The sequence below is a fragment of the Telluria sp. ZT3P26 genome (assembly GCF_059686035.1).
Genome location: NZ_JCASII010000001.1, coordinates 1,555,347 through 1,577,968, shown reverse-complemented (window position 1 = coordinate 1,577,968; position 22,622 = coordinate 1,555,347). Strand labels below are relative to the sequence as shown.

Genomic DNA, 22,622 nt, shown 5'->3' with positions numbered 1-22,622 from the left:
TGACGTTTCGGCGTCGCTCTGTCACATCGCAGAAGTAGTTGTCTTTTTATTAACATAATACGGACTCACCCATGTCCCCTGATAAGGAAGCAGCCATGAAAACCCGTCTCAAGCTCGTCGCCGCAGCAGCGCTGCTGGCATCCGCCAACGGCGCCTACGCCGCCACTGCGGCCGGCACCCAGATCACCAACCAGGCCAGCGCCACCTATAACGATTCCACCGGCACCAAGACGGTCCAGTCGAACACGGTGATCACCACCGTGCAGCAGGTCGCCAGCGTGACCATGCCGGCCGGCACCGCCAAGAGCGCCGGCGCCGGCACCTCGGTCACCTATGCCCACAGCGTGACCAACACCGGTAACGGCAGCGACACCTTCGCCCTGTCGCAAACCAGTACCGGCACGCTGAGCCTGACCGGCGTCGTGTTCTACGCGGATGCCAACGGCGACGGCGTGGCCGACAACGCGACCCCGATCAGCACCACCGGCCCGCTGGCGGCCGGCGCCACCTTCCGCTTCGTGGCTGTCGCGACGCTGCCGGCCGGCGCCGCCAACGGCACCACCAATGCCCTGACCGTCCGTGCTACGAGCGGCTTCAACGGCGCGATCAGCGCCACCAGCACCGACACCACCACCGTCGCCGCCGGCGCCGTCATCGACCTCACCGCCAACTCGCCCGGCGCCGGGGCACCGGGTGCAGGTCCTGGCGTCGAAGCGGCGGCCGTGGAGACCAAGACCACGACGGCAGGTACGATGACCTCGTTCGTCCTGTTCCTGAACAACACCGGTGGCAGCCCCGACACCTTCAACCTGCAGGCCAGCACCGACGGCACGTTCGGCATGCAGGTCCTGCCACCAGGCTGGACCGTCGTCTTCAAGGACGCCAACGGCGCGGTGATCACCAACGCCACCGTCGCCGCCGGCGCCAACGTGCGCGTGACGGCCGAAGTGACGCCGCCGGCCGGCACCGCGCCCGGCACGACCGACCTGTATTTCCGCGCCATTTCGGGCACCAGCGGCGTGGCCGACACGATCCATGACGCCGTCACCGTGGCCGCTGCCGATTCGCTCGTCGAACTGGTCAAGACCCAGGCCCTGGACGCCAACTGCGACGGCACCGCCGATACCGCCTTCAGCAATGCACCGATCACGACCGGCGCCGTGCCGGGCGCCTGCATCCGCTACACGATCGTGGGCACCAACAAGGGCACGACCACCATCAACGGGATGGTCATGACCGACACGATTCCGGCCAACACGACGTACCACGCCACGGCCACCGCCACGACTGGCCTGGGGTCCATCCTGGCGCCGCTGGCCGGTACGACCGGCAGCGTCTCGGCCACCGTGGGCAACCTGGCCCCGGGCCAGTCCAACACGATGTCGTTTGGCGTGAAGATCGACTGAACCACCTGACCTTGTAATCCACCGTCCCACCAATGCAGCGTCGCCCCGCCGGCGCTGCCTTCGACTACCCAGACTCCCGCGCGCGCCATGACGACCCTCTTCCGACACCTCGTAGTTTTCTGCATGAGCCTTGTCCTGTGGTTGTCGGGCGATGCGGGCGCCGCCATCAACAACCGTGCCAGCGCGACCTGGGTCGGCCCGGCCGGCAACAGCGTCACGATCGAATCGAACACCGTGCGCGCCGTGCGCCCGGATGCGATCACCTATTTCACCTCGGCCGCCTACAGCCGCGTGGCGCGCGCGACCGAGCTCAACGGCAACCTGTTCCTCCAGGTCGATGCTGCCGAGTGCAACATCGACAAAAATGTTGCCGAGCAGGTCAGCGTGACCCTGACCTCCACGCTGACGGGCGACCAGCAGGCGTTCACGGCGCGCGAAACGGGCGCCGACACCGGCGAATACCGCTTCAGCGCCGTCGCCGCGAGCCACCGCGACGACGAGGACCACGACGACGACGCCGGCGACGGCATCATCGAAGTCATGAAAAACGATACCCTGCTGGCCACCGTCGCCGGCTGCGGCAGCGGCGTGATCCAGACCGCGATCCTGGTCGACCCGATCGGCATCGTCTACGACAGCCGTAGCAACCTGCCGCTGCCCGGGGCGACCGTGACCCTGATCGACATCACCGGCGCCGGCAATGGCGGCGCGCCTGGCGCCCCGGCCCGGGTATTCGGCGTCGATGGCGTCACCCCGGCCCCGAGCACCGTCGTCACCGACGGCGGCGGCATGTACCAGTTCCCGCTGGTCGCACCGAGCCTGTATCGCCTGCAGGTGAACCCGCCGTCGAACTACGGCTTCCCGTCGAAACGCGCCGTCGGCGAACTGCCGGCCGGTCGCACGACCAACCTGTTCGGCTCGTTCGGCGGCGAATTCATCGTCAGCGAAACCTCGGGCGTGGTCACGATCGACGTGCCGCTCGACCCGATCCCGGGCGTGCTGTACGTGGAAAAGAATGCGTCGCGCGCCGTCGTCGAAGTGGGCGACGTGCTCGACTACACCGTGCGCGTGCATAACACTGCCGAGCAGGCGCTGGTGGATGTGGTGGTCGAAGACCGCCTGCCAGCCGGCTTCTCGTTCGTGCCGGGCACGCTGCGCATCGATGGCAACCTGGTGACCGACAAGTTCGAGAACCGCGGCCCGACGCTGCGCATCCCGCTCGAGACACTGGCCGCCAGATCGAACCGCGTGCTGCGCTACCGCGTGCGCATCGGCGCCGGCGCGCTGCAGGGCGACGGCATCAACCGCGCCCAGGCCACCAGCGGCGCCCCGCTGGCGCTGGTGTCGTCGGTGGCCGCGGCCAAGGTGAAGGTCGAAGCCGGCATCTTCAGCAGCAAGGGCTTCATCCTGGGCGACGTGTTCGCCGATTGCAATGTCAACGGTCAGCGTGACCTGGGCGAGCCGGGCATCCCCGACGTGCGCATCTACCTCGAAGACGGCAGCTTCTCGCAGACTGATGCCGATGGCCGCTACAGCTTTGCCGATGTGGCCCCGCGCACCCACGTGGCAAAGGTCGACCTGAGCACGATGGTCGCCGGCCAGCTGGCCGTGCTGTCGAACCGCAATGCGGGCGACGCCGGCAGCCGCTTCGTCGACCTCAAGGACGGCGAACTGGCGCGCGCCGATTTCGCGCTGAGTGGCTGCAATCCTGACGTGCTCGAGGCAATCAAGGCCAGGGCCGCCCGCCTACGCGCCATGCTGGCCTCGGCCGCCGTGCTGACCGCGCCAGCCACGGCCGCTGCCAAGGCTGCGCCTGCCCTGGATCTGGCCACGGTCACCAACCGTCTGGGCTTCATCGGCCTGACCGATGGCGCGGTGCTGCCGCACTCCCAGCCAACCATCCGCGTCAAGGGTGGCGCCGGCTCGGGCTTCACGCTGCTGGTAAACGGCGTGGCCGTGGACGACAGCCATATCGGCAAGCAGGACACCGTGACAGCCCAGGCGCTCGCGCTGCGCGACTACGTCGGCGTGACCCTGAAGCCCGGCCACAACCTGATCGAAGTGCGCGAGACGGACAGCTTCGGCAACCCGCGCGGCAGCAGCGTCGTCGACGTGGTCGTGCCGGGCGCCCTGGCGCGCCTGTCGGTCGCCCCGCTGGTCGAATCCGCGCCGGCCGATGGCCGCTCGCTGACGATGGTCGCCGTGCGCCTGGAAGACGCGAACGGCGTGCTGATCGCCGAACGCACGCCGGTCACGCTGGACGCCAGCGCTGGCCAGTGGGACCAGCCCGACCTCGATCCACGCGAGCCTGGCCACCAGGTCTTCGTCGAAGGCGGCAGCGCCGAATTCGCGCTGCGCACGGCGCCGGACGCCGGCGAAGCCCGCCTGCAAGCCACCAGCGGCCTGCTGCGCGCGAAGAACACGCTGCGCTTCCTGCCGGCCCTGCGCCCGATGGTGGCGGCCGGCGTCGTCGAAGGCGCCTTCAGCCTGAACCGCAGCCGTGGCAATACCGCGACCCCGCTGCGCGATTTCGACGGCTTCGAAGACCGCCTGCGCCACGTGGCCGGGGGCGAGACCGTCAACGCCGGGGCCCGCGCCGCGATGTTCGCCAAGGGTCAGATCGGCGCCGATACGCTGCTGACCATGTCGTATGACTCGGACAAGGACACCGAACCGAAGATGTTCCGCGACATCAACCCGTTTGCCTTTTACCCGACCTACGGCGACGACGCGCGCCGCGGCTTCGAGGCGCAATCGGCCGGCCGCCTGTACGTCAAGGCCGAGCGCAACCGCTCGTACGTGATGTTCGGCGACTTCGTGCCGCCAGGCGTGACCCCGGCGCGCAACCTGGGCGCCTACAACCGCAACCTGACGGGCCTGCGCCAGCACGCCGAACTGGATGGCCTGACAGTCGATTCGTTCCTCAGCTACGACCGCACGCGCCAGATGGTCGAGGAATTCGCCGCCAACGGCACCTCGGGCCCGTTCCTCACTGGCGGTGGCCTGATGGTCATCAACAGCGAGCGCATTGAAATCATCGTGCGTGACCGCGACCAGACCGGTGTGATCCTGTCGCGCCGCGCCCTGGTGCGCTACGTCGACTACGACATCGATCCGCTCACCGGCCGCATCCTGCTGCGCGCCCCGGTGCCGAGCCTGGACGAGAACCTGAACCCGGTCAGCCTGCGCCTGGCGTACGAAGTCGACCAGAACGGCGCGCGCTTCCTGGTCGGCGGCGTCGCCGCCCAGTACCAGATCGGCAGCCATGTCGAGGTCGGCGCCAGCGCCGTCGAAGACCGCAACCCGGCCGCCCCGACCCGCCTGGTGAGCGTGAACGCCAGCGTCAAGCCGGACGAAAAAACCGTCGTCATCGTCGAAGCGGCGCAGATGGAAAAAGCCGGCCTGTCGGGCCGCGCGGCACGCTTTGACGCCACCAGGAATGACGGCAAGCTCGAGAGCCGCCTGTTCCTGGGCCGCGCTGACGCCAACTTCGACAATCCATCGGCCAACCTGCCGAAGGGCCGCACCGAAGGCGGCGCCAGTGCGCGCTACCGCTTCACCGAGCGCACCAGCGTCGGCCTGGAAGGCCTGCACACCGCCGACCTGACCACCGACGCTACCCGCAACGGCGTGCAGCTCTTCGCCGGCTACACGTTCGACAATGGCCTGCAAGCTGAAGTCGGCATGCGCCATTCACGTGAAGAAGGCGGCGCCGGGGTCATCGTGGCCCAGCCCGACCTGACCAGCGTGCGCGCCAAGCTGGGCATGCAGATCCCTGGCCTGCCGCAGGCCGGCGTGTTCGTCGAAGGCGAACAGGACATCCACGACAATGGCCGCCGCATGGTGGCACTGGGCGGCGACTACCGCTTCGCCGGCGGCAGCCGCGTGTACGGCCGCCATGAACTGATCAGCAGCCTGGGTTCAACCTACGCGCTGAACCAGGGCCAGCAGCGCCACGCCACCGTGTTCGGCGTCGACACCGACTACATGCACGACGGCCGCGTGTTCTCGGAATACCGCGCCGGCGGCACCTCGCCGGCGGGCACCGTGAGCGGCGAGCGCCAGGCCGAAGCAGCACTGGGCCTGCGCAACCTGTGGACGCTGGGCGACGGCGTGCGCGCCAACACCAGCTTCGAGCGCGTCAAGGTGCTCTCGGGCGCCAGCAACAACGAAGCGATCGCCCTGACCGGCGCCATCGAAGTGAGCCGCCATCCGACCTGGACCGGCAATGCCCGCCTGGAGCTGCGTCACGGCGCCGACAGCGACGGCCTGCTCTCGACGCTGGGCCTGGCCTACAAGATCGACGACAGCTGGACCTTCCTGGGCAAGAACACGCTGGCCGCCACCCGCTCGAATGCCAGCAAAACGATGCGCGTGACCGAGCTGCTGCAAAGCGGCGTGGCCTACCGCGCGCTGCAGTCGATCGGCCTGAACGGCCTGGCCAAATACGAGTACAAGCTCGAACGCGACGACGGCCTGGCCGATCTCAAGCGCGCCGTGCACGCCGTCTCGGTCGGCGCCAACTGGCAGCTGCGCCTTGATACCACCGTCAGCGCCCGCTACGCCGCCAAGATGGCGATGGACCGGTCGAGCGGCCTGTCGAACCGCACGGTCAGCCACCTGGTGGCCGGCCGCGTGACCCACGAGATCAATGCCGACTGGGACATCGGCGCCACCGCGCAGATGCTGATGGACCGCGACACGCGCGGCCGCCAGTACGCCGCCGGCATCGAGGCAGGCTACCAGCTGCAACGCAATATGTGGGTCTCGGCCGGCTACAACCTGCTCGGCTTCAAGGAACGCGACCTGGCCGGCGCCGACGCCACCGCCAGGGGCGTGTACTTCCGGGTACGCATGAAGTTCGACGAGAACACGCTGCAAGGCCTGCTCTCGGGCGACCTGCTCAAGTAATCAAGGATACTGACATGACTTTCGCACTGCTCTCGTCCCGCCTGCGCCATACCGGACTGCGCGCCGTCCTTGCCATCGTGTGCCTGCTGGGCGCCCTGCCCGCCAAGGCCGACTGCACCGTGACCGGCGCCTGCATCACCGCCGGCCCGCGCCTGGCCAGCGTCGACACCGGCAAGAGCGCCCTGCTCGGCCCGCTGCTGGGCGGCCTGCTCGGCACCGGCGCCTCGCTCAATGCGGTCGACTGGAACGCGCTGGCCGGCGGCAACCTGAACCTGCTCAATTTCCTGAACGTGCTCAAGACGGATCTGGGCGTCTCGACCCCGGCGCAGGCGCTGAGCGCCAACGTCACGCTGGCGCAGGTTTCCAATGCGCTGGCGGTCCAGGCGCAGGCCGAGGCCCGGCCGCAGCTGGCCGGTGCGTTATCCGGCCTGGCCTCGCAACTCAATGGCGTGGGCGGCACCGTGCGCCTGGACGACCTGCTCAAGGTCACGGCCGACACCGGGTCGCTCGGCACCAGCACGGTCAATGCGCTCGACATGTTCACCGGCCTAGTGCAGCTGTACAACCGCCGCAACGTGCTGACCACGCCACAACCCGTCGGGATCTCGGGCGGCCTGCTGGGCGCGACCGGTGTGGTCAACAACCTGCAACTGTATGCGCAGGTGATCGAGCCGCCGGTGTACGTGTGCGGGCCGACCGGCTCGACCTTCCATTCGGCCGCGATCCGTCTCAAGCTCAAGATGGACCTGGTGTCGCTGGCGCCGGTCACCAGTTCGCTGGTCGGACTGGGCCTGCTGCAAAGCGCGTCGGTCGCCATCGGCAAGCTCGACGTGTACGTGGAAGTCGCGCGCGGCCAGGGCAGCCTCTCGGCCGTGAATGCGGCCACCAGGGCCGTCACGCTGCAGGTGGCGCCGGGCGTGTCCGACATCTTCATCGGCAAGATCGAGGACAGCGTGTTCTTCAACCGTACCCGCGCAATCCTCGACGCGGACGTCGACTTCGGCACCATCGGCTCGCTGCAGGCTGCGGCGCTGGGCCTGGTGTCGGTGAACGTCCCGCTGGACATCAAGAGCATCGTGCGCGGCCAGGCGCCATTTGCGACGAGCGTGACGATGTCGGGCACGTTCCCCCAAACGCGCACCGTCAGCTCGAGCACGACCTTCATCACGAACGCGGCCAATAGCCTGGTGACGAATCTGCAGGTGCGCAGCATGCCGGCCCTGGGCGTGGTCCAGGGCGCAGTCGAGCCGCTGGTCAAGACACTGGTGAAGAACGTGGTCAGCCCGCTGATCGCGCCGGTGCTGAGTGGCGTGGCCGATCCGCTGCTCAAGCTGCTCGGCATTGGCCTGGGCGAGATCGTGGTCACGGTAGAAGGCATCTGCCAGACCTGCGACGACTTCAAGCTGACCAAGGCGGTCGACAAGGCCAACGCCACGCCCGGCAGCACGATCCTGTATACGATCACGTTCCAGAACAGCGGCACCACGACGCTGACGCAACTGAAGATCGAAGACACCACGCCGGCCTACACGACCTACGCTGACAGCAGTTGCGGTACGTTGCCATCGGGACTGGCCTGTGCAGTCGCCGTGAAACCGGACGTGGGCGCCAATGGCAAGATCGAATGGGTCATAACGGGCACACTGGCGCCGGGGGCAAGCGGCACGGTCACAGTGACGGTAAAAGTGCAATAATGCACCATTGCTCGACACCACAAGTTACAATAAATAAACGACTTATCGCGTTTCACTATCGTAACTTGTGATAATTTGATAGATTGCTGACTTGCCTATGCGTATTAGTTGCGCATCCAGGTGGCGCCATCCGGTGTTTTTCGATGCGCCCTCATCTCGAGGGTGTGCTTAAAACGGATGATCAGCCCCTTGGTCGGGAGGCTTTTAACCACCTGCACAATTCTATTTCATGATACCGCACAGCAGCCCAGCGCCGACGCCGACCGACCCCGCTTCCGCAGAAGTCTGCTCGACCAAGGAGGCCGCGAGCCTGCTTGGCGTGTCGCACCGGACCGTGCAACTCTGGGTCGAAAGCGGCGTGCTGCAAGCCTGGAAAACCGCTGGCGGTCACCGCCGCATCCTGCTCACCTCGGTGCACCGCCTGGTCGCGCAGCGCAATCACGCGGTAACCGGCAGTCACCCCGCTGCGTCGCCCGCTGCCCGGCCGGTGCCGGCCGGCCGTCGCATCGTGATGGCCGACGACGACGCCACCCTGCTGCGCCTGTACGAGCTGGAACTCTCCGGCTGGGGCCTGGATGCGCAGCTGATCAAGGCGCGCGACGGTTTCGACGCACTGATCCGGATCGGCGAAGCGCGGCCTGACCTCTTGATCAGCGACCTGAACATGCCGGGCATGGATGGTTTCCGGATGGTGCGGACGCTGCGCGCCGACCCGCGCTACCGCACCATGGCCATCATCGTCATCAGCGGACTCGATCGGGCGACGATCGCGTCGATGGGGCTGCCCGACGACATCCCGGTATTTTCCAAGCCAGTGCGCTTCGCCGATCTGCGCGCACGGATCGAACAGATCTTCAGTGACATGGACGCGGCGGCGGCGCCGGACTGACAGGACCCACATCATGCCCAACGAGCCGGACCGACGCCCCCTTGTTGCCCCAACCCTGCCTGCACTGCACGCGGTACCGCAGTCCGACCAGGCACGTGTGCGCGCGCTGCACGAACTGGCCCTGCTCGACACCCCGCCCGAAGAACGCTTCGACCGCATCACGCGCCTGGCCTGCCGTCTGCTTGGCGTGCCCATTTCGCTGATTGCCCTGGTCGACGCCGACCGCCAGTGGTTCAAGTCGCGCGTGGGCATCGACCTGCACGAGACCACGCGCGTGACCTCGTTCTGCACCCACACGATCCACCATGAAGATGGCCTGGTGGTCCACGACGCGCGCCTCGATCCGCGGTTTGCCAACAACCCGTTCGTCACCGGCGCGCCGGACGTGCGCTTCTATGCCGGCATTCCGCTGGCCGCGCCGGATGGCAGCCCGGTCGGCGCGCTGTGCGTGATCGACACCCAGGTGCGCCATTTCGATGCCGAGCAGATGGCCACGCTGCGCGACCTGGCCGCCATCGCCGGCGACGAGCTGCGTGCGCGGCCGGCAGGCCGCCCCGCGCCGGAAGGCTGGGAAAAAGCACTGGTGGCGCACCTGCCGGACGGCATCCTGATGCTCGACGCGCAAGGCAATATCATGGCCGCGAATCCAGCCGCCGAATCGCTGTTCGGCGCCAGCGGCCCGATGCTGACCGGTCGGCCGCTGCGCGAACTGATGGACGAAGATTTGCTGCGCCGGCGCCGCACGGGCCAGTTGCGCGAAGGCGCGCGCTACGAAGCGCTGGCGCGGCGCCTGGATGGCAGCCGCTTCCCGATCGAGTTTTCCTACTGCCGCATGATGTGGGCGGCGCGGCCGAAATTTGCCGTGACGGTGCGCGACATTTCGCAGCGCCGCGCCGCCGAAGAGCGCAACCGCGCGACCGACGAACGGCGCCGGCGCCACTTCGCCACCGCCACCCACGAATTGCGCACGCCGATGTCGAGCGTGCTGGGATTTTCGGAATTGCTGCTCAAGCGCGAATTCGATCCTGCTGTCAGCCGCGAGCTGGTGGAGATCATCCACCGCGAATCGGCCCGCCTGGTCAGCCTGGTCAACCAGCTGCTCGACCTGGCGCGGATCGAAGCGGGCGGGATCGACGAGCTGCGGATCGACGCCGTCCCGGTGGCCGATCTGGTGACCCGGACGCTGGCATGCCTCGAAGGCCTCGGCCAGGCGCACCGCGTCACCACCGACATCGCGCCCGGTCTGCCCCCGCTGGCGGCCGACGCCCAGAAGATGCAGCAGGCGCTGACCAACATCGTCAGCAACAGCATCAAGTATTCCGCGCCAGGCACGCCGATTTTGCTGAGCGCTGCGCCGGAACAATGGGGCGAGCGGCCGATGGTGGCGATCCGCGTGCGCGATCGCGGCATCGGCATGACGCCCCAGCAGCAGGCCCAGGTCTTCGATGCCTTCTATCGCGTGGACAGCGATTCGGCGGCGCCCGGCAGTGGCCTGGGGCTGACGATCCTGAAGGAAATCGTCGATCTGCACGGCGGGCGCATCGCGCTCGAATCCGAACTTGGGGTGGGCACCGACGTCACGCTCTACCTGCCCGTGGCCGGCGGGCCGGACGGCGCAGCCTAGGCGCCAGGGTCACGCATCTGTTGCAAGTGCTCATCGCTTGTTAGCGGACACAGCGGTTTGTCTTGACAGACCAATGTGAACCGGTAAAATCAGCAAACATAAAAATTGCCACTTATTAAGGCACCAGCGCACCTGCGCAAGCCGGCGCTGCCCTGCGTGCCGCAGTGACATCGGCCGCCCCCGGCTCCCGAGACGATCCCTCCCCCAAGATGAACGACACGCCGCAACGCAACCACCATACCGCCGCGCCCCTGCCGCCGGACGAAACCCGGCGCCACGAAGTGCTGCTCGACCTGAACCTGCTCGACACGCCGCCGCAAGCCTCGTTCGATCGCATCACACGCATGGCGGCGCACCTGTTCAAGGTGCCCGTTGCGCTCGTGAGCCTGATCGACACCGACCGCCAGTGGTTCAAGTCGCGCGTCGGCCTGGCGCTGACCGAGACGCCGCGCTCGGTGTCGTTCTGCGCCCACGCCATCCTGCAGGACGACGTGATGGTCGTGCAGGATGCCAGTACCGATGCGCGCTTCGCCGACAACCCGATGGTCCGTGGTGAGACGGCGGCGCGCTTCTATGCCGGTTCGCCGATCGACGTCGGCGACGGCGTGCGGATTGGCACGCTGTGCATCATCGACAGCGTGCCGCGCGACTTTTCGGACACCGACCGCGCGATGCTGCGCGACCTGGCAGGCATGGTGGCCGGCGAAATCGCCACGCTCGAACTGCGCGCTGCCTGCGACCGTGAACGCAGCAGCGCTCGCGCGCTGCGCACGCTGCTCGAACACCTGCCCGACGCCGTGCTGCTGCTCGACGACGGGGGCCGGATCCAGTCGTGCAATCCGGCCGCCGAGGCATTGTTCGGCGCGCGCTGCGCCGTCCTGACCGGCCACTCGTCGGCTGTCCTGCTCGGCATGGCGCCGCAGGTGGTCACGCGCCATGAGGGCACGGCGCGCCGTATGGACGGCAGCAGCTTTGCCGCCGAAATGTCGATCGCGGCCATGCCGCTGGACGACCATGTGCACCTGGTGGCGACCGTACGCGATGTGGCCAGCCTGCGCGCGGAACGCGAACGGGTACGCGCCGCGAACCAGCGGCGCCACGATTACTTTCGCACCGCCAGCCACGAACTGCGTACGCCGATGGCCAGCATCCTCGGGTTTTCCGAGCTGCTCCTCAAGCGCGAGTTCGACGCCGCCACCGGGCGCGAGCTGATCGACATCATCCACCGCCAGGCCACGCGCCTGATCGGCCTGGTGAACCAGATGCTCGACCTGGCCCGCATTGATGCGGGCGGCGCCGCCCAGCTGCAGCCAACACTGCTGGACCTGCCCGACCTGATGGGCAAGATCAAGGGCGCGCTGGCCGATGACGCACAGGCCGGACGGATCGCACTGGACATGGCGCCCGACCTGCCGCGCGTGACGGCCGACGCGGCGCGCGTGCAGCAGGCGCTGGGCCATATCGTCCACAACGCGCTGGCCTACTCGGCGCCGGACAGCGTCGTCGATGTGCGCATCTCGCAGCAGGAGCGCGCCGGCCAGGCGGGCGCCGCGGTGCGGGTGCGCGACCAGGGCGTGGGCATGACGCCCGAGCAGAGAAAGCAGGTGTGCGACGCGTTCTGGCGCGCCAACGCGCTGCCCGACGTGCCGGGCAACGGCCTGGGCATGACCATCGTGCGCGAGATCGTCAGCGCGCATGGCGGCGTGATCGACATCGTGTCGGCGCCGGGTGATGGTACGGAAGTCGCGCTGTGGTTGCCGGCGCAGGCGGGGTCAGCACGGCCCTTTGATGCCGCACATGCCGGAGGTCGATGAACAAGCCGGCCTGCACGGGTCAAAGGCGTTGTATTTACAGCAACATTAACGATATTTAACGAATCAGCCACCCCCATTTAAGCCTGCGCCGGGCATAGTCGAAGGTAGGGAACAATACGCTCTCCACCTTGCCAACGGATCCGACACCCATGCCCTCGATGACCCTTCTGCCCCGCCGGGCGCTGGCTACCGCTGTTGCGGCCGCCGCGCTGCTCTCCGCCTGCGGAAAAGACCCCAAGCCTACCGCGCCTGCCGTGCCCGAAGTGGCCGTACTGACCATGGCCACCACGAACGTGGCGCTGAACATTGCCCTGCCTGGCCGTACGGCGCCGTTCCTGCTGGCCGAGGTGCGCGCCCGGGTCGACGGCATCGTGCAGGAACGCCGCTTCACCGAAGGCGCCGACGTGCGCAAAGGCGAGCCGCTGTACCTGATCGATCCGGCGCCCTACCGCGCCGCCGTCAAGAGCGCCGAAGCCGAGCTGCAACGTGCGCAGGCCACGCTGGCCAGCAATGCATCGCAACTGAACCGCAACCGCGTGCTGGTGAAGGAAAATGCGGTCAGCAAGCAGGAATTCGAAACCGCCGAGGCGGCGCAGCTGGAAGCGGCGGCCGACGTCGCAGCGGCGAAGGCCGCGCTGGACGTGGCCCGCATCAACCTTGGCTACACCACCGTGACCGCCCCGATCGCGGGCCGCAGCAGCGTGTCGGCCGTGACCCAGGGCGCGTATGTGCAAGGCAGCGCGGCCACCCTGATGACGACGATCCAGCAGATCGACCCGATGTACGTCGACCTGCAGCAGTCGAGCAGCGAAGGCCTGGCGCTGCGGCGCGAGATCGCCGCCGGCCGCGTGCGCATGGAGGGCGTTGACGCCGCCAGGGTCAGCCTGCAACTGGAAGACGGCAGCACCTACAGCCGCAGCGGCACGTTCGAGTTTGCCGGCGTGACGGTCGACCAGGCCACCGGCTCGGTCACGCTGCGCGCGCGCTTCCCGAACCCCGACAAGCTGCTGTTGCCGGGCATGTTCGTGCGCGCGAGCGTCAGCCAAGGCGTGCGCCAGGGGGTCATGCGCGTGCCCGCAACGGCCGTGACGCGCACGCCGCAGGGCATGGCCACCGTGATGGTCGTCGGCCAGGACAACAAGGCCGCACTGCGCACCGTGCGCACCGGCGCGCTGGTCGACAACTTCTGGCTCGTCGACGACGGCCTGAAGGCGGGCGAACGCGTGATCGTCAGCGGCGTGCAGAAGCTGCGGCCCGGCACCGTGGTCAGGGTCGCCGCTGCACCCGCGCCCGCGCCAGCGGCGCCTGTTGCAGCCACTGCAGCGCGTCAGGAATAATCCACGATGCCAAAGTATTTCATCCACCGTCCGATCTTCGCGATCGTCATTTCACTGCTGATCATGCTGGTGGGCGGCATCGCGCTGCTCAAGATGCCGATCGAGCAGTATCCGCCCGTCTCGCCGCCGTCGGTACAGATCCAGGCGAGTTTCCCCGGCGCGTCGGCCGAGACCATGCAGAACACCGTGATCCAGGTGATCGAGCAGCAGATGACGGCCATCGACAACCTGCTGTACATGCAGTCGACCAGCGACGACACGGGCCAGTCGACGACGTCGCTGACGTTCGCCGCCGGCACAGATCCGGACATCGCCCAGGTCCAGGTGCAGAACAAGCTGCAGGCAGCGGTGCCGCGCCTGCCGAGCGAGGTCCAGCAGGCAGGCCTGCGGGTCACCAAGTCGACCTCCGACTTCCTGATGGTGGCGGCGTTCGTGTCGGACGACGACAGCATGACCAAGTTCGACATCGCCAACTACGTCGCCTCGAACATCCAGGATCCGTTATCCCGCATGCCGGGCGTGGGCAGCATGAACCTGTTCGGCACCCAGTACGCGATGCGCATCTGGCTCGATCCCGTCAAGCTGACGAGTTATGCACTGACACCCCTTGACGTGACCGATGCGATCCGCGCGCAGAACGTGCAGATCTCGGGCGGCCAGCTGGGTGGCACGCCGGCCGTCCAGGGCCAGACCCTGAGCGCCACCATCAACCAGGCAACGATGCTGCGCACGCCCGAAGAGTTCAAGCGCATCCTGGTCAAGGTCCAGCCGGACGGCTCGTCCGTGCGCATCGGCGATGTCGCCCGCGTGGCGCTGGGACCCGAAAACTACAACGTCGACGTGCGCTACAACGGCAAGTCGGCGTCGGGACTGGGCATCCAGCTCGCGCCAAACGCGAATGCGCTCGACACCGCGGAAGCCGTGCGCGCACGCCTGAAGGAACTGGGCGAGTTCTTCCCGCCCGGCCTGCGCACCGTGTACCCGAATGACGTGACGCCGTTCATCGAAACGTCGATCAAGGGCGTGACCCATACGCTGATCGAGGGCATCGTGCTGGTGTTCCTGGTGATGTACCTGTTCCTGCAAAATTTCCGCGCCACCCTGATCCCGTCGATCACGGTGCCGGTGGTGCTGCTGGGGACCTTCGGCATCATGTCCGCACTGGGCTTTACCATCAACACGCTGTCGATGTTCGGCCTCGTGCTGTCCATTGGCCTGTTGGTCGACGATGCGATCGTGGTGGTGGAAAACGTCGAGCGCGTGATGCACGAAGATGGATTGCCGCCGAAAGAAGCGACGATCAAGGCCATGAGCCAGATCACCAGCGCGCTGATCGGCGTGGCCCTGGTGCTGTCGGCCGTGTTCGTGCCGGTGGCCTTCTCGAGCGGCACGGTCGGCGCGATCTACCGCGAATTCTCGCTGACGGTCGTGGCCTCGATGCTGCTGTCGGCGTTCATCGCGCTGACCCTCACGCCCGCACTGTGCGCAACGATGCTCAAGCCGGTCGACCCGGAGCACCATCAGAAAAAAGGCTTTTTCGGCTGGTTCAACCGCTCGTTCGACGCGACCCGCGACCGCTACCTGGGCGGCGTGACGCGCATCCTGGGCCGGCGCGCGCTGTGGATGGTGGTGTACCTGGTGCTGGTCGGCGCCGTCATCGCCCTGTTCCTGCGCCTGCCGGGCGGCTTCCTGCCAAAGGAAGACCAGGGCTATATGTTCGTCCAGGTGCAGACGCCCGCCGGCAGCACGCAGGAAACGACGGGCCGCGTGCTGGAAGAAATCAGCCAGTACCTGCTGAAAGAAGAGTCAAACGTCGTCGAAGCCACTTTCATGACCAATGGCGCGAGCCAGCCGCAGCGCGGCCAGAACCAGGGGCGCCTGTTCGTGCGCCTGAAAACCTGGGACGAGCGCAAAGATGAAGCGCTGGGCGTCTCGGCACTGGCCAACCGCATCACGGCGCGCTACGCCAACTACCAGGGCGCGACGATCAACACGGTCGAACCGCCATCGATCCGCGGCCTGGGGTCGGCCAATGGCTTCTCGCTGCAGCTGCAGGATCGCGGTGGCCTGGGGCACGACGCGCTGGCCAAGGCACGCGACCAGCTGCTCGAGCTGGCGCGCAAGGAACCGAACCTGCAGCGCGTGCGCTTTACGGGCCAGGCCGACAACGCCACCTACAAGATCGACATCGACCGCGAAAAGGCGGCCGCACTGGGCGTGAACCTGACCGAAGTCGACCAGACCTTCTCGACCGCCTGGGGCTCGCGCTACATCAACAACTTCCTCGACACCGACAACCGCATCAAGCGCGTGTACGTGCAGGCCGATGCCCAGTTCCGCATGAACCCGGACGACATCAAGCTGCTCTATGCGCGCAACGGCGCGGGCGAGATGGTGCCGTTTTCGAGCTTTGCCAGCGCGCGCTGGGCCTGGGGTTCGCCGGCGATGGCGCGTTACAACGGCATCGAATCGGCCGAGATCCTGGGCCAGCCGGCGGCGGGCTTCAGTACCGGCGAGGCGATGGCGATCATGGAGCGCCTGGTGGGCGAACTCCCGGAAGGCATCGGCTTCGAATGGAGCGGCATCTCGCTGCAGGAATCGCAGGCCGGCTCGCAGGCCCCGCTCTTGTATGCGCTGTCGATCCTAGTCGTGTTCCTGTGCCTGGCCGCGCTGTATGAAAGCTGGGCGATCCCGATCTCGGTCATCATGGTGGTCCCGATCGGTATCCTCGGGGCCCTGAGCGCAGCGACGGCCTTCGGCATGGAGAACGACGTGTTCTTCCAGGTGGGGCTGTTGACCACCATCGGCCTGTCGGCCAAGAATGCGATCCTGATCGTCGAATTCGCGCGTGAACTGCAGATGCAGGGGATGGGCATCGTCGAAGCGGCGCTGGAAGCGTCGAAAGTGCGACTGCGTCCGATCATCATGACGTCGATGGCGTTCATCCTGGGCGTGCTGCCGCTGGCGCTGTCGAGCGGCGCGGGCTCGGGCAGCCAGAATGCGCTGGGCATCGGCGTCATCGGCGGCATGCTGACGGCCACGTTCCTGGCCACGTTCCTGATTCCGCTGTTCTACGTGATCATCGCGTCGCGTTCGAAAACGCCGGTCCATATCGATGACACGCCGGACGATGGTCAGGCGCCGGCGGATACGGCCAGGCCGCAGCCGCAAGCGCATTGAGGTCGCCATGAAACTGCTCCTCATCGAAGACAACGAGCGCGTCGCGCGCTTCGTCAACAAGGGCCTGAGCGAGGCCGGGCACACGGTCGACCATGCCGACAATGGCCGCGACGGCATGGTCTATGCCGTCAGCGAGCCATATGACGCCATTGTCATGGACCGCATGCTGCCCGGCGGGATCGACGGCCTGGCGCTCATCGAAACACTGCGCCAGCAAGGCAACCGGGTACCGATCCTGATCCTGAGTGCCCTCGATGGCGTGGACGACCGCATCCGCGGCCTGCGCGCCGGCGGCGACGACTACCTGACCAAGCCGTTCGCGTTCGGCGAGCTGCTCGCGCGGCTGGACGCGCTGCTGCGCCGCTCGCAAAGCCAGGCCGTCGAAACCGTCATGACGCTGGGCGACCTGAGTGTCGACATGCTGGCGCACCGCGTCACGCGCGCCGGCAAGCAGCTGGCACTGCAGCCGCGCGAATTCAAGCTGCTGGCCTATCTGCTGCGCCATGCGAACCAGGTGGTCACGCGCACGATGCTGCTCGAGAACGTGTGGGACTACCACTTCGACCCGCAGACCAATGTCATCGATGTCCATATCAGCAAGCTGCGGCAGAAGATCGACGCCGGCTTTCCTGTGGCCCTGCTGCGCACGGTGCGCAATGCCGGCTACATGCTGACCGACCAGCCTTGAATGTTGCGAGCATGATGTTCAGGCTTCCCAGTTTTTCCGCCCGCACGATCGCGATCGGTTATGGCTTCGTGACGCTGCTGGTGCTGGCGATGTTCGCCGGGCCGCTGTGGTACGCGTGGCATACGAATATTGGCGAGGTGCGCAGCCAGCTGCTCAAATCCGACGCCCAGCACCTGAGCAACCTGTTCATCCGCCAGGGTCCGCCCGCGCTGGCCGCCGCGATCGACAGCCAGGTCCACGGCGTGAACGACGGCGTGCGCAAGATCATGCTGTTCGTCGCGCCCGATGGCACCAAGCTGGCGGGCAATCTGCAGGCCTGGCCAGAGGGCGTACCGAACCGCGATGGCCTGTGCCGCGTGACGATCGTGGTGGACGACGTGCCGCGCAACGTGGAACTGGTGCGGGTGACGCTGGAAGACGGCTACCGGCTGCTCGTGGCCAGCAACCTGAATCGCTTCCAGAAGCTCGAACGACTGTTCGCCTATGGCTTGCTGGGGTGCGCGATCACGGTGCTGCTCAGCGCCGCGCTGGGTGGCCTCATGATCCGCCGGGCGCTGCTGGGCCGCATGCAGGGCATCAGCGACACCACCGCGTCGATCATCGAAGGCAAGCTGTCGCACCGGCTGGTCGAGCCGGGCGATGGCGACGAGCTGCAGCAACTGACGCGCACCGTCAACCGCATGCTCGACCAGATCGAGCATCTGGTCACCGGCGTGCAGGATGTCTCGAACGCGATCGCGCACGACCTGCGCACGCCGCTGTCCGAACTGCGCGCGCGGCTCGAAGAATTGTCGGTGGCGCGCCCAGCACCGGACGAAACCTTCGTCGAGATCGATGCCGCGATCGATGACGTCGACCGCGTGATGGGCATCTTCAACGCGTTGCTGCGGCTGGCCGAAATCGACAGCGGCAGCCGGCGTGGCGGTTTCGTCGATGTCGACCTGGCGGCGCTGGGCGCCGAAGTGACCGAGTTCTATGCACCGGTCGCCGAACTGAAGGACATCGCGCTGGGCTTTGACGGCCCGGCCGACCTGCATGTGGTGGGCGACCCCGTGCTGCTGGCACAGGCGCTGGGCAATATGGTCGACAACGCGCTCAAGTACGCCCCGGTGCGCGGCGCGATCGCGATCTCCGCGCAGCGCCTTGATGCCGACACCGTGCAGATCGTCGTGGCCGACAATGGCCCCGGCATTCCCGTGCACGAACGCACGCGCGTCATCGAGCGCTTTTATCGGGTGGATGCGAGCCGTGGCACGCCCGGCGTGGGGCTGGGCCTGAGCGTGGTCTCGGCAGTGGCGCGGCTGCATGGCGGCACCTTGACGCTGGCCGACAACCATCCGGGGCTGCGGGCCACGCTGCGCATTGGCGCCATGACGGCGGCGGCTCCTGGTTCAGGTTCGGTACCGGCCGCTGGCACCTGACCTGACGGCCGCTTTTGCGCTACAGTGTGGCCTTTATTGGCGTCCCATCCGCCGGACCGCCTCACCGGGAGAGCCTCCATGCCTGAAACAGTTCCACCCAACGGCGACCTGACACGGCGCGCCGACGATTACTTCCTGCGCCACCTCGGCATCGCCTTCGAGACGCTGGCAGCGCCGGTGGACCCCGCCAATCCGACCGGCTTGCCGGCCCGCGCAACGAGCGTCTACCGCGCCATCATCGAAGCGCGCCAGGGCGACGAAGACATCCAGCCGCGCGGCGTCTGGCAGCGGCAACCGAAGCGCTCGGACTGGCCACATGTCAGCAACCTCGCTGCCGGCGCCCTGCGCACCCAGGGCAAGGACCTGCAACTGGCAGCGTGGCTGTGCGAATCCCAGGTCCACGAACACGGCCTGCCCGCGCTGGCCCCTTGCCTGCTGCTGGCGCACACGCTATGCGAGCGCTACTGGACTGCCCTGCATCCGCAGCTGGACAACGAGGACGCCGAAGCCCGTGCAAACATCCTGCGCTGGCTAGACCAGAAGCTGGCCCCGACGCTACGCCAGGCGCCGCTATTCACAACGGAAGACGGCCGCGCCGCCACCTGGGCCGACAGCGAACAATCCGTGCACGCGCTTGATGGCCACGACAGCGCCAAAGGTACGCTGACGGCGATGCCACCAGAAGCACTGACCGAGCGCATCACCGCCCTGGAAGACGCGCACGCGACGATCGCCCTGCTCCAACGCACCTTCGACACGCCCCAACGCACCACCGCACCCTGCCTGAACGCCCTCGCCGGGCAGGTCCACGCCATCCTCACCGCACTCCACAACGAACGCGACGAAAGAACGCCAGCGCCAGCCCCAGCGGAAGTACCAGCCGACGCCCCCGCAGAACCGGCTGAAACACCATCCAGCATGACCACAACGAACACCCCCGAGCCCCACCACTTCCGCGACCGCGCCGACGCCTACGCCTGCCTGGCCGCCGCCGCCACCTACCTTGCCCACCTCGAACCGCACAGCCCGACGCCCTACCTGATCAAGCGCGCAGTCGAATGGGGCAATATGAACACCGGCGCCCTTTACCAGGAACTCTTCATCCGCCTGGGCGGCCAACTGAGCATTTTCGACATGGTCGGCACCGACATGCTCACCGCCCCGCAACAACCCACCCCACCCCAATAACCCCCACTTTAAATCAGGGTCAGAGTCGAATTGTTTGATAACTTCAATAAATCAATTGTTTATTAATTCGACTCTGACCCTAATTGATTTGCAAGATTAACTGCAGAGCTTAGGGTCGGAGTCGATTTGTTTGACAACTTTGGGTAATTGCCCATTAATTCGACTCTGACCCTGATTGTTCAGGAGGTATCGCAGGCGTCTGCAGATGCACCTGTGACATTAGTTGCACAAGAAGACTTGCCGCTTACTGGATAGCGCTAACAACCGCACAAAATAATGAGGGTCAGAGTCGAATTGTTTGTCAATTTTTATAAATCAATTGAAAAACAATTCGACTCTGACCCTAATTTTTATGCAATGTTTGACGAGCTCATCTGTGAGAGCCCGAATATGGCCATTTACTAGAGGCTATTACCCAACAATTCTACTCTGACCCTAATTGTTGGGGGTTAGCTGCCGAAGTAGCGGCCGGCGCGGTGCCAGGCCATGACCATGCCGCTCATGGCGACGGCGCTCAGGGCGGACCAGGCGACCAGGTGCGGGGCGACCAGCAGCAGGGCCAGCGCCAGAATGACGCTGTCGATCATGATCTGGGTGCGGCCGGCGTTGATGTTGTATTGCTTTTGCAGCCACAGCGTGACGATGCCCGTGCCGCCGACACCGGCGCCGTGGCGCGCGAGCGCCAGGATGCCCATGCCGCAGAAGGTGCCGCCGCCCAGGGCTGCCACCGCCGGGTGAACCCGGTCGATCACCAGCACGAACGGCATGATCTTGAGCAGCCCCATGATCATCGCGCTGCCGGCCAGCGACTTGATCGTAAAGCGCGCACCCATGAAGAAGTAGCCGAACAGGAAGAACGGCACATTGATCATCATGAACAGTGTCCCGACCGACAAGCCCGTCGAGTACGACGTCAACAGCGCGATGCCGGCGACGCCACCGGTCAGCAGCCCGGCCGCATGCAGCAGCACGATGCCGATCACGACGAACAGCACGCCGACGAGGATGCCGTAGACATCATCGAGTGTCGAATGCGGCTTGACCTCGATGATCGGGCGCGATGGCTTGCTGGGGGAGCCTGGATACATGACCGACTGACTCACGCGCGCACCATCACGCGTGCAGGAGCAGGCCGCGCTGCGCACGTCAGCGCGCGCGTTGGCGCCACGCGAGCGGGCAAGTGGCGGCGCGGGGCGGCGCACACGGAATCGGCAAGCGTAAGGCTGGAGTTCATGGTCCTCGGATGATCGGATGTATGGGGGAAGCTGCAGGCCGCGCTGGCCAAACGACGCAAACACACGCGTTACGGCGCGCTACAGCCCGCCATTATCGCCCATGTTGCGGCGCAGTGTCGAGCCGCGCGAACGCCGTCTGTCGCGAATGGGCGAACCCCTTGTGCGCTGCACCGTGACGGTGCAGCAATTGCACCCATTGCACCAATAACGCCGATTGCACAGCCACGGCGCACTACATGCCCGCATCCGGTGCTCCACCCGCTGCCAGCTCACGCTCAAGAAATTCGACGCACACCCGTACCTTCGCCGAATTTCCCAGCCGCTGCGGATACACGGCCCACACATTGGCTTCCTGTGTGTAGTCAGGCAGGATCTGCACCAGCTGCCCCGAAGCCAGCAGCGGCTGCGCATGCCAGCGCGAGCGCAGCACGATCCCGGCGCCATCCAGCGCCCAGCGCAGCGCGATCTCACCATGATTGGTCGACAGGCCGCCCGACACCTTCACCGTTTCTTCACCGCTTTTCGCGCGCAACCGCCAGACGCCAAACGGATGATCGCGCTCCTTGATCACCAGACACTGATGCGCCGCCAGATCCTGCAGTGCGCGCGGCGTGCCGTGTTGCGCCAGATACGCCGGCGCAGCGCACAGGATGCGGTGATTGATCATCAGGCGCCGCGCGATCAGCTGCGGCGCGATCTCGTCACCAATCCGCACATCCAGATCGAACCCCTCGGCCACCGGATCGACCAGCCGGTCAAACACTTCGAACCGGATCTGCAACGCCGGATACGCGCGCGCCAGCCGGGCAATCGCCGGTGCGACGACCTGGCGGCCGAAGCCGAAGCTGCTGCACACGCGCAGCTGGCCACTGGGCGCACGACGCCGTTCGGCCGACTCCTCGATCAGGTCATCGAGGCTGGCCAGAATCGCCTGCGCCCGTTCAAACGCCTGCGCCCCATCCTCGGTAATGACGATGCGCCGCGTCGTGCGCTGGAACAGCCGCACGCCCAACGCGGCCTCGAGCACCCCGATCCGCTTGCTGACATACGCCGCCGACATGCCCAGCGCCTGCGCCGCACCGGCGAACGATCCCTGACGCGCCACGGTCACAAACACCCGCAGGTCAGCGTTCTCCAATAGATTATTCACCCAGCGTGTTCCTTGATTCCACAAGAAGCAACATTATAAACACACCGTTTTGCATTATTCTTGAAGCATTCAGATCAGCTCACAG

Annotated in this window: 14 protein-coding genes; 11 read left to right on the top strand and 3 right to left on the bottom strand. The window is 66.5% G+C overall.

The features are described from left to right. Window positions 1-95 precede the first annotated feature (95 nt). From AC56LN_RS06990 to tssA, 11 genes are all read left to right on the top strand, one after another. The gene (locus AC56LN_RS06990; RefSeq protein WP_499570614.1) at window positions 96-1,406 is read left to right on the top strand and encodes an NEW3 domain-containing protein; all 1,311 of its coding nucleotides are present in this window, start codon (window positions 96-98) and stop codon (window positions 1,404-1,406) included. Between the two features lie 123 nt (window positions 1,407-1,529). Beyond that, window positions 1,530-6,317 (top strand): hypothetical protein, encoded by a 4,788-nt coding sequence (locus tag AC56LN_RS06985; RefSeq protein WP_499570613.1) that lies wholly within the window; start codon window positions 1,530-1,532, stop codon window positions 6,315-6,317. A 14-nt stretch (window positions 6,318-6,331) separates the two neighbouring features. Continuing rightward, window positions 6,332-8,011: a hypothetical protein gene (locus tag AC56LN_RS06980; RefSeq protein ID WP_499570612.1), complete on the top strand. Its 1,680-nt coding sequence runs from the start codon at window positions 6,332-6,334 to the stop codon at window positions 8,009-8,011. Between the two features lie 229 nt (window positions 8,012-8,240). Next, complete coding sequence (locus AC56LN_RS06975) at window positions 8,241-8,900, top strand: response regulator (RefSeq protein WP_499570611.1); 660 nt, start codon at window positions 8,241-8,243, stop codon at window positions 8,898-8,900. A 13-nt stretch (window positions 8,901-8,913) separates the two neighbouring features. Next, complete coding sequence (locus AC56LN_RS06970; protein ID WP_499570610.1) at window positions 8,914-10,524, top strand: sensor histidine kinase; 1,611 nt, start codon at window positions 8,914-8,916, stop codon at window positions 10,522-10,524. A gap of 209 nt (window positions 10,525-10,733) precedes the next feature. Then, window positions 10,734-12,338 carry a sensor histidine kinase gene (locus tag AC56LN_RS06965; RefSeq protein WP_499570609.1) on the top strand — a complete coding sequence of 535 codons (1,605 nt, stop codon included), beginning with the start codon at window positions 10,734-10,736 and terminating at the stop codon, window positions 12,336-12,338. A gap of 158 nt (window positions 12,339-12,496) precedes the next feature. Next, window positions 12,497-13,675, top strand: coding sequence for an efflux RND transporter periplasmic adaptor subunit (locus AC56LN_RS06960; RefSeq protein WP_499570608.1), 1,179 nt, complete (start codon window positions 12,497-12,499; stop codon window positions 13,673-13,675). A gap of 6 nt (window positions 13,676-13,681) precedes the next feature. Next, window positions 13,682-16,855, top strand: a complete 3,174-nt coding sequence (locus AC56LN_RS06955; protein WP_499570607.1) for an efflux RND transporter permease subunit — start codon at window positions 13,682-13,684, stop codon at window positions 16,853-16,855. A gap of 7 nt (window positions 16,856-16,862) precedes the next feature. Further along, a complete protein-coding gene (locus AC56LN_RS06950) occupies window positions 16,863-17,543 on the top strand; it encodes a winged helix-turn-helix domain-containing protein (RefSeq protein ID WP_499570606.1) in 681 nt (226 codons plus the stop codon). Window positions 17,544-17,554: 11 nt separating this feature from the next. Beyond that, window positions 17,555-18,964, top strand: a complete 1,410-nt coding sequence (locus AC56LN_RS06945; RefSeq protein ID WP_499570605.1) for a sensor histidine kinase — start codon at window positions 17,555-17,557, stop codon at window positions 18,962-18,964. 78 nt (window positions 18,965-19,042) lie between these two features. After that, window positions 19,043-20,152: a type VI secretion system protein TssA gene (gene tssA / locus AC56LN_RS06940; RefSeq protein ID WP_499570604.1), complete on the top strand. Its 1,110-nt coding sequence runs from the start codon at window positions 19,043-19,045 to the stop codon at window positions 20,150-20,152. Window positions 20,153-20,601: 449 nt separating this feature from the next. On the opposite strand, the gene AC56LN_RS06935 is transcribed toward tssA, so the two are convergent. The 3 genes from AC56LN_RS06935 to AC56LN_RS06925 form a co-directional block, all read right to left on the bottom strand. Then, complete coding sequence (locus AC56LN_RS06935; protein ID WP_343027169.1) at window positions 20,602-21,240, bottom strand: YitT family protein; 639 nt, start codon at window positions 21,238-21,240, stop codon at window positions 20,602-20,604. Between the two features lie 11 nt (window positions 21,241-21,251). After that, a complete protein-coding gene (locus tag AC56LN_RS06930; RefSeq protein ID WP_499570603.1) occupies window positions 21,252-21,386 on the bottom strand; it encodes a hypothetical protein in 135 nt (44 codons plus the stop codon). Between the two features lie 233 nt (window positions 21,387-21,619). After that, the gene (locus AC56LN_RS06925) at window positions 21,620-22,537 is read right to left on the bottom strand and encodes a LysR substrate-binding domain-containing protein (protein ID WP_499570602.1); all 918 of its coding nucleotides are present in this window, start codon (window positions 22,535-22,537) and stop codon (window positions 21,620-21,622) included. Between the last annotated feature and the right edge of the window lie 85 nt (window positions 22,538-22,622).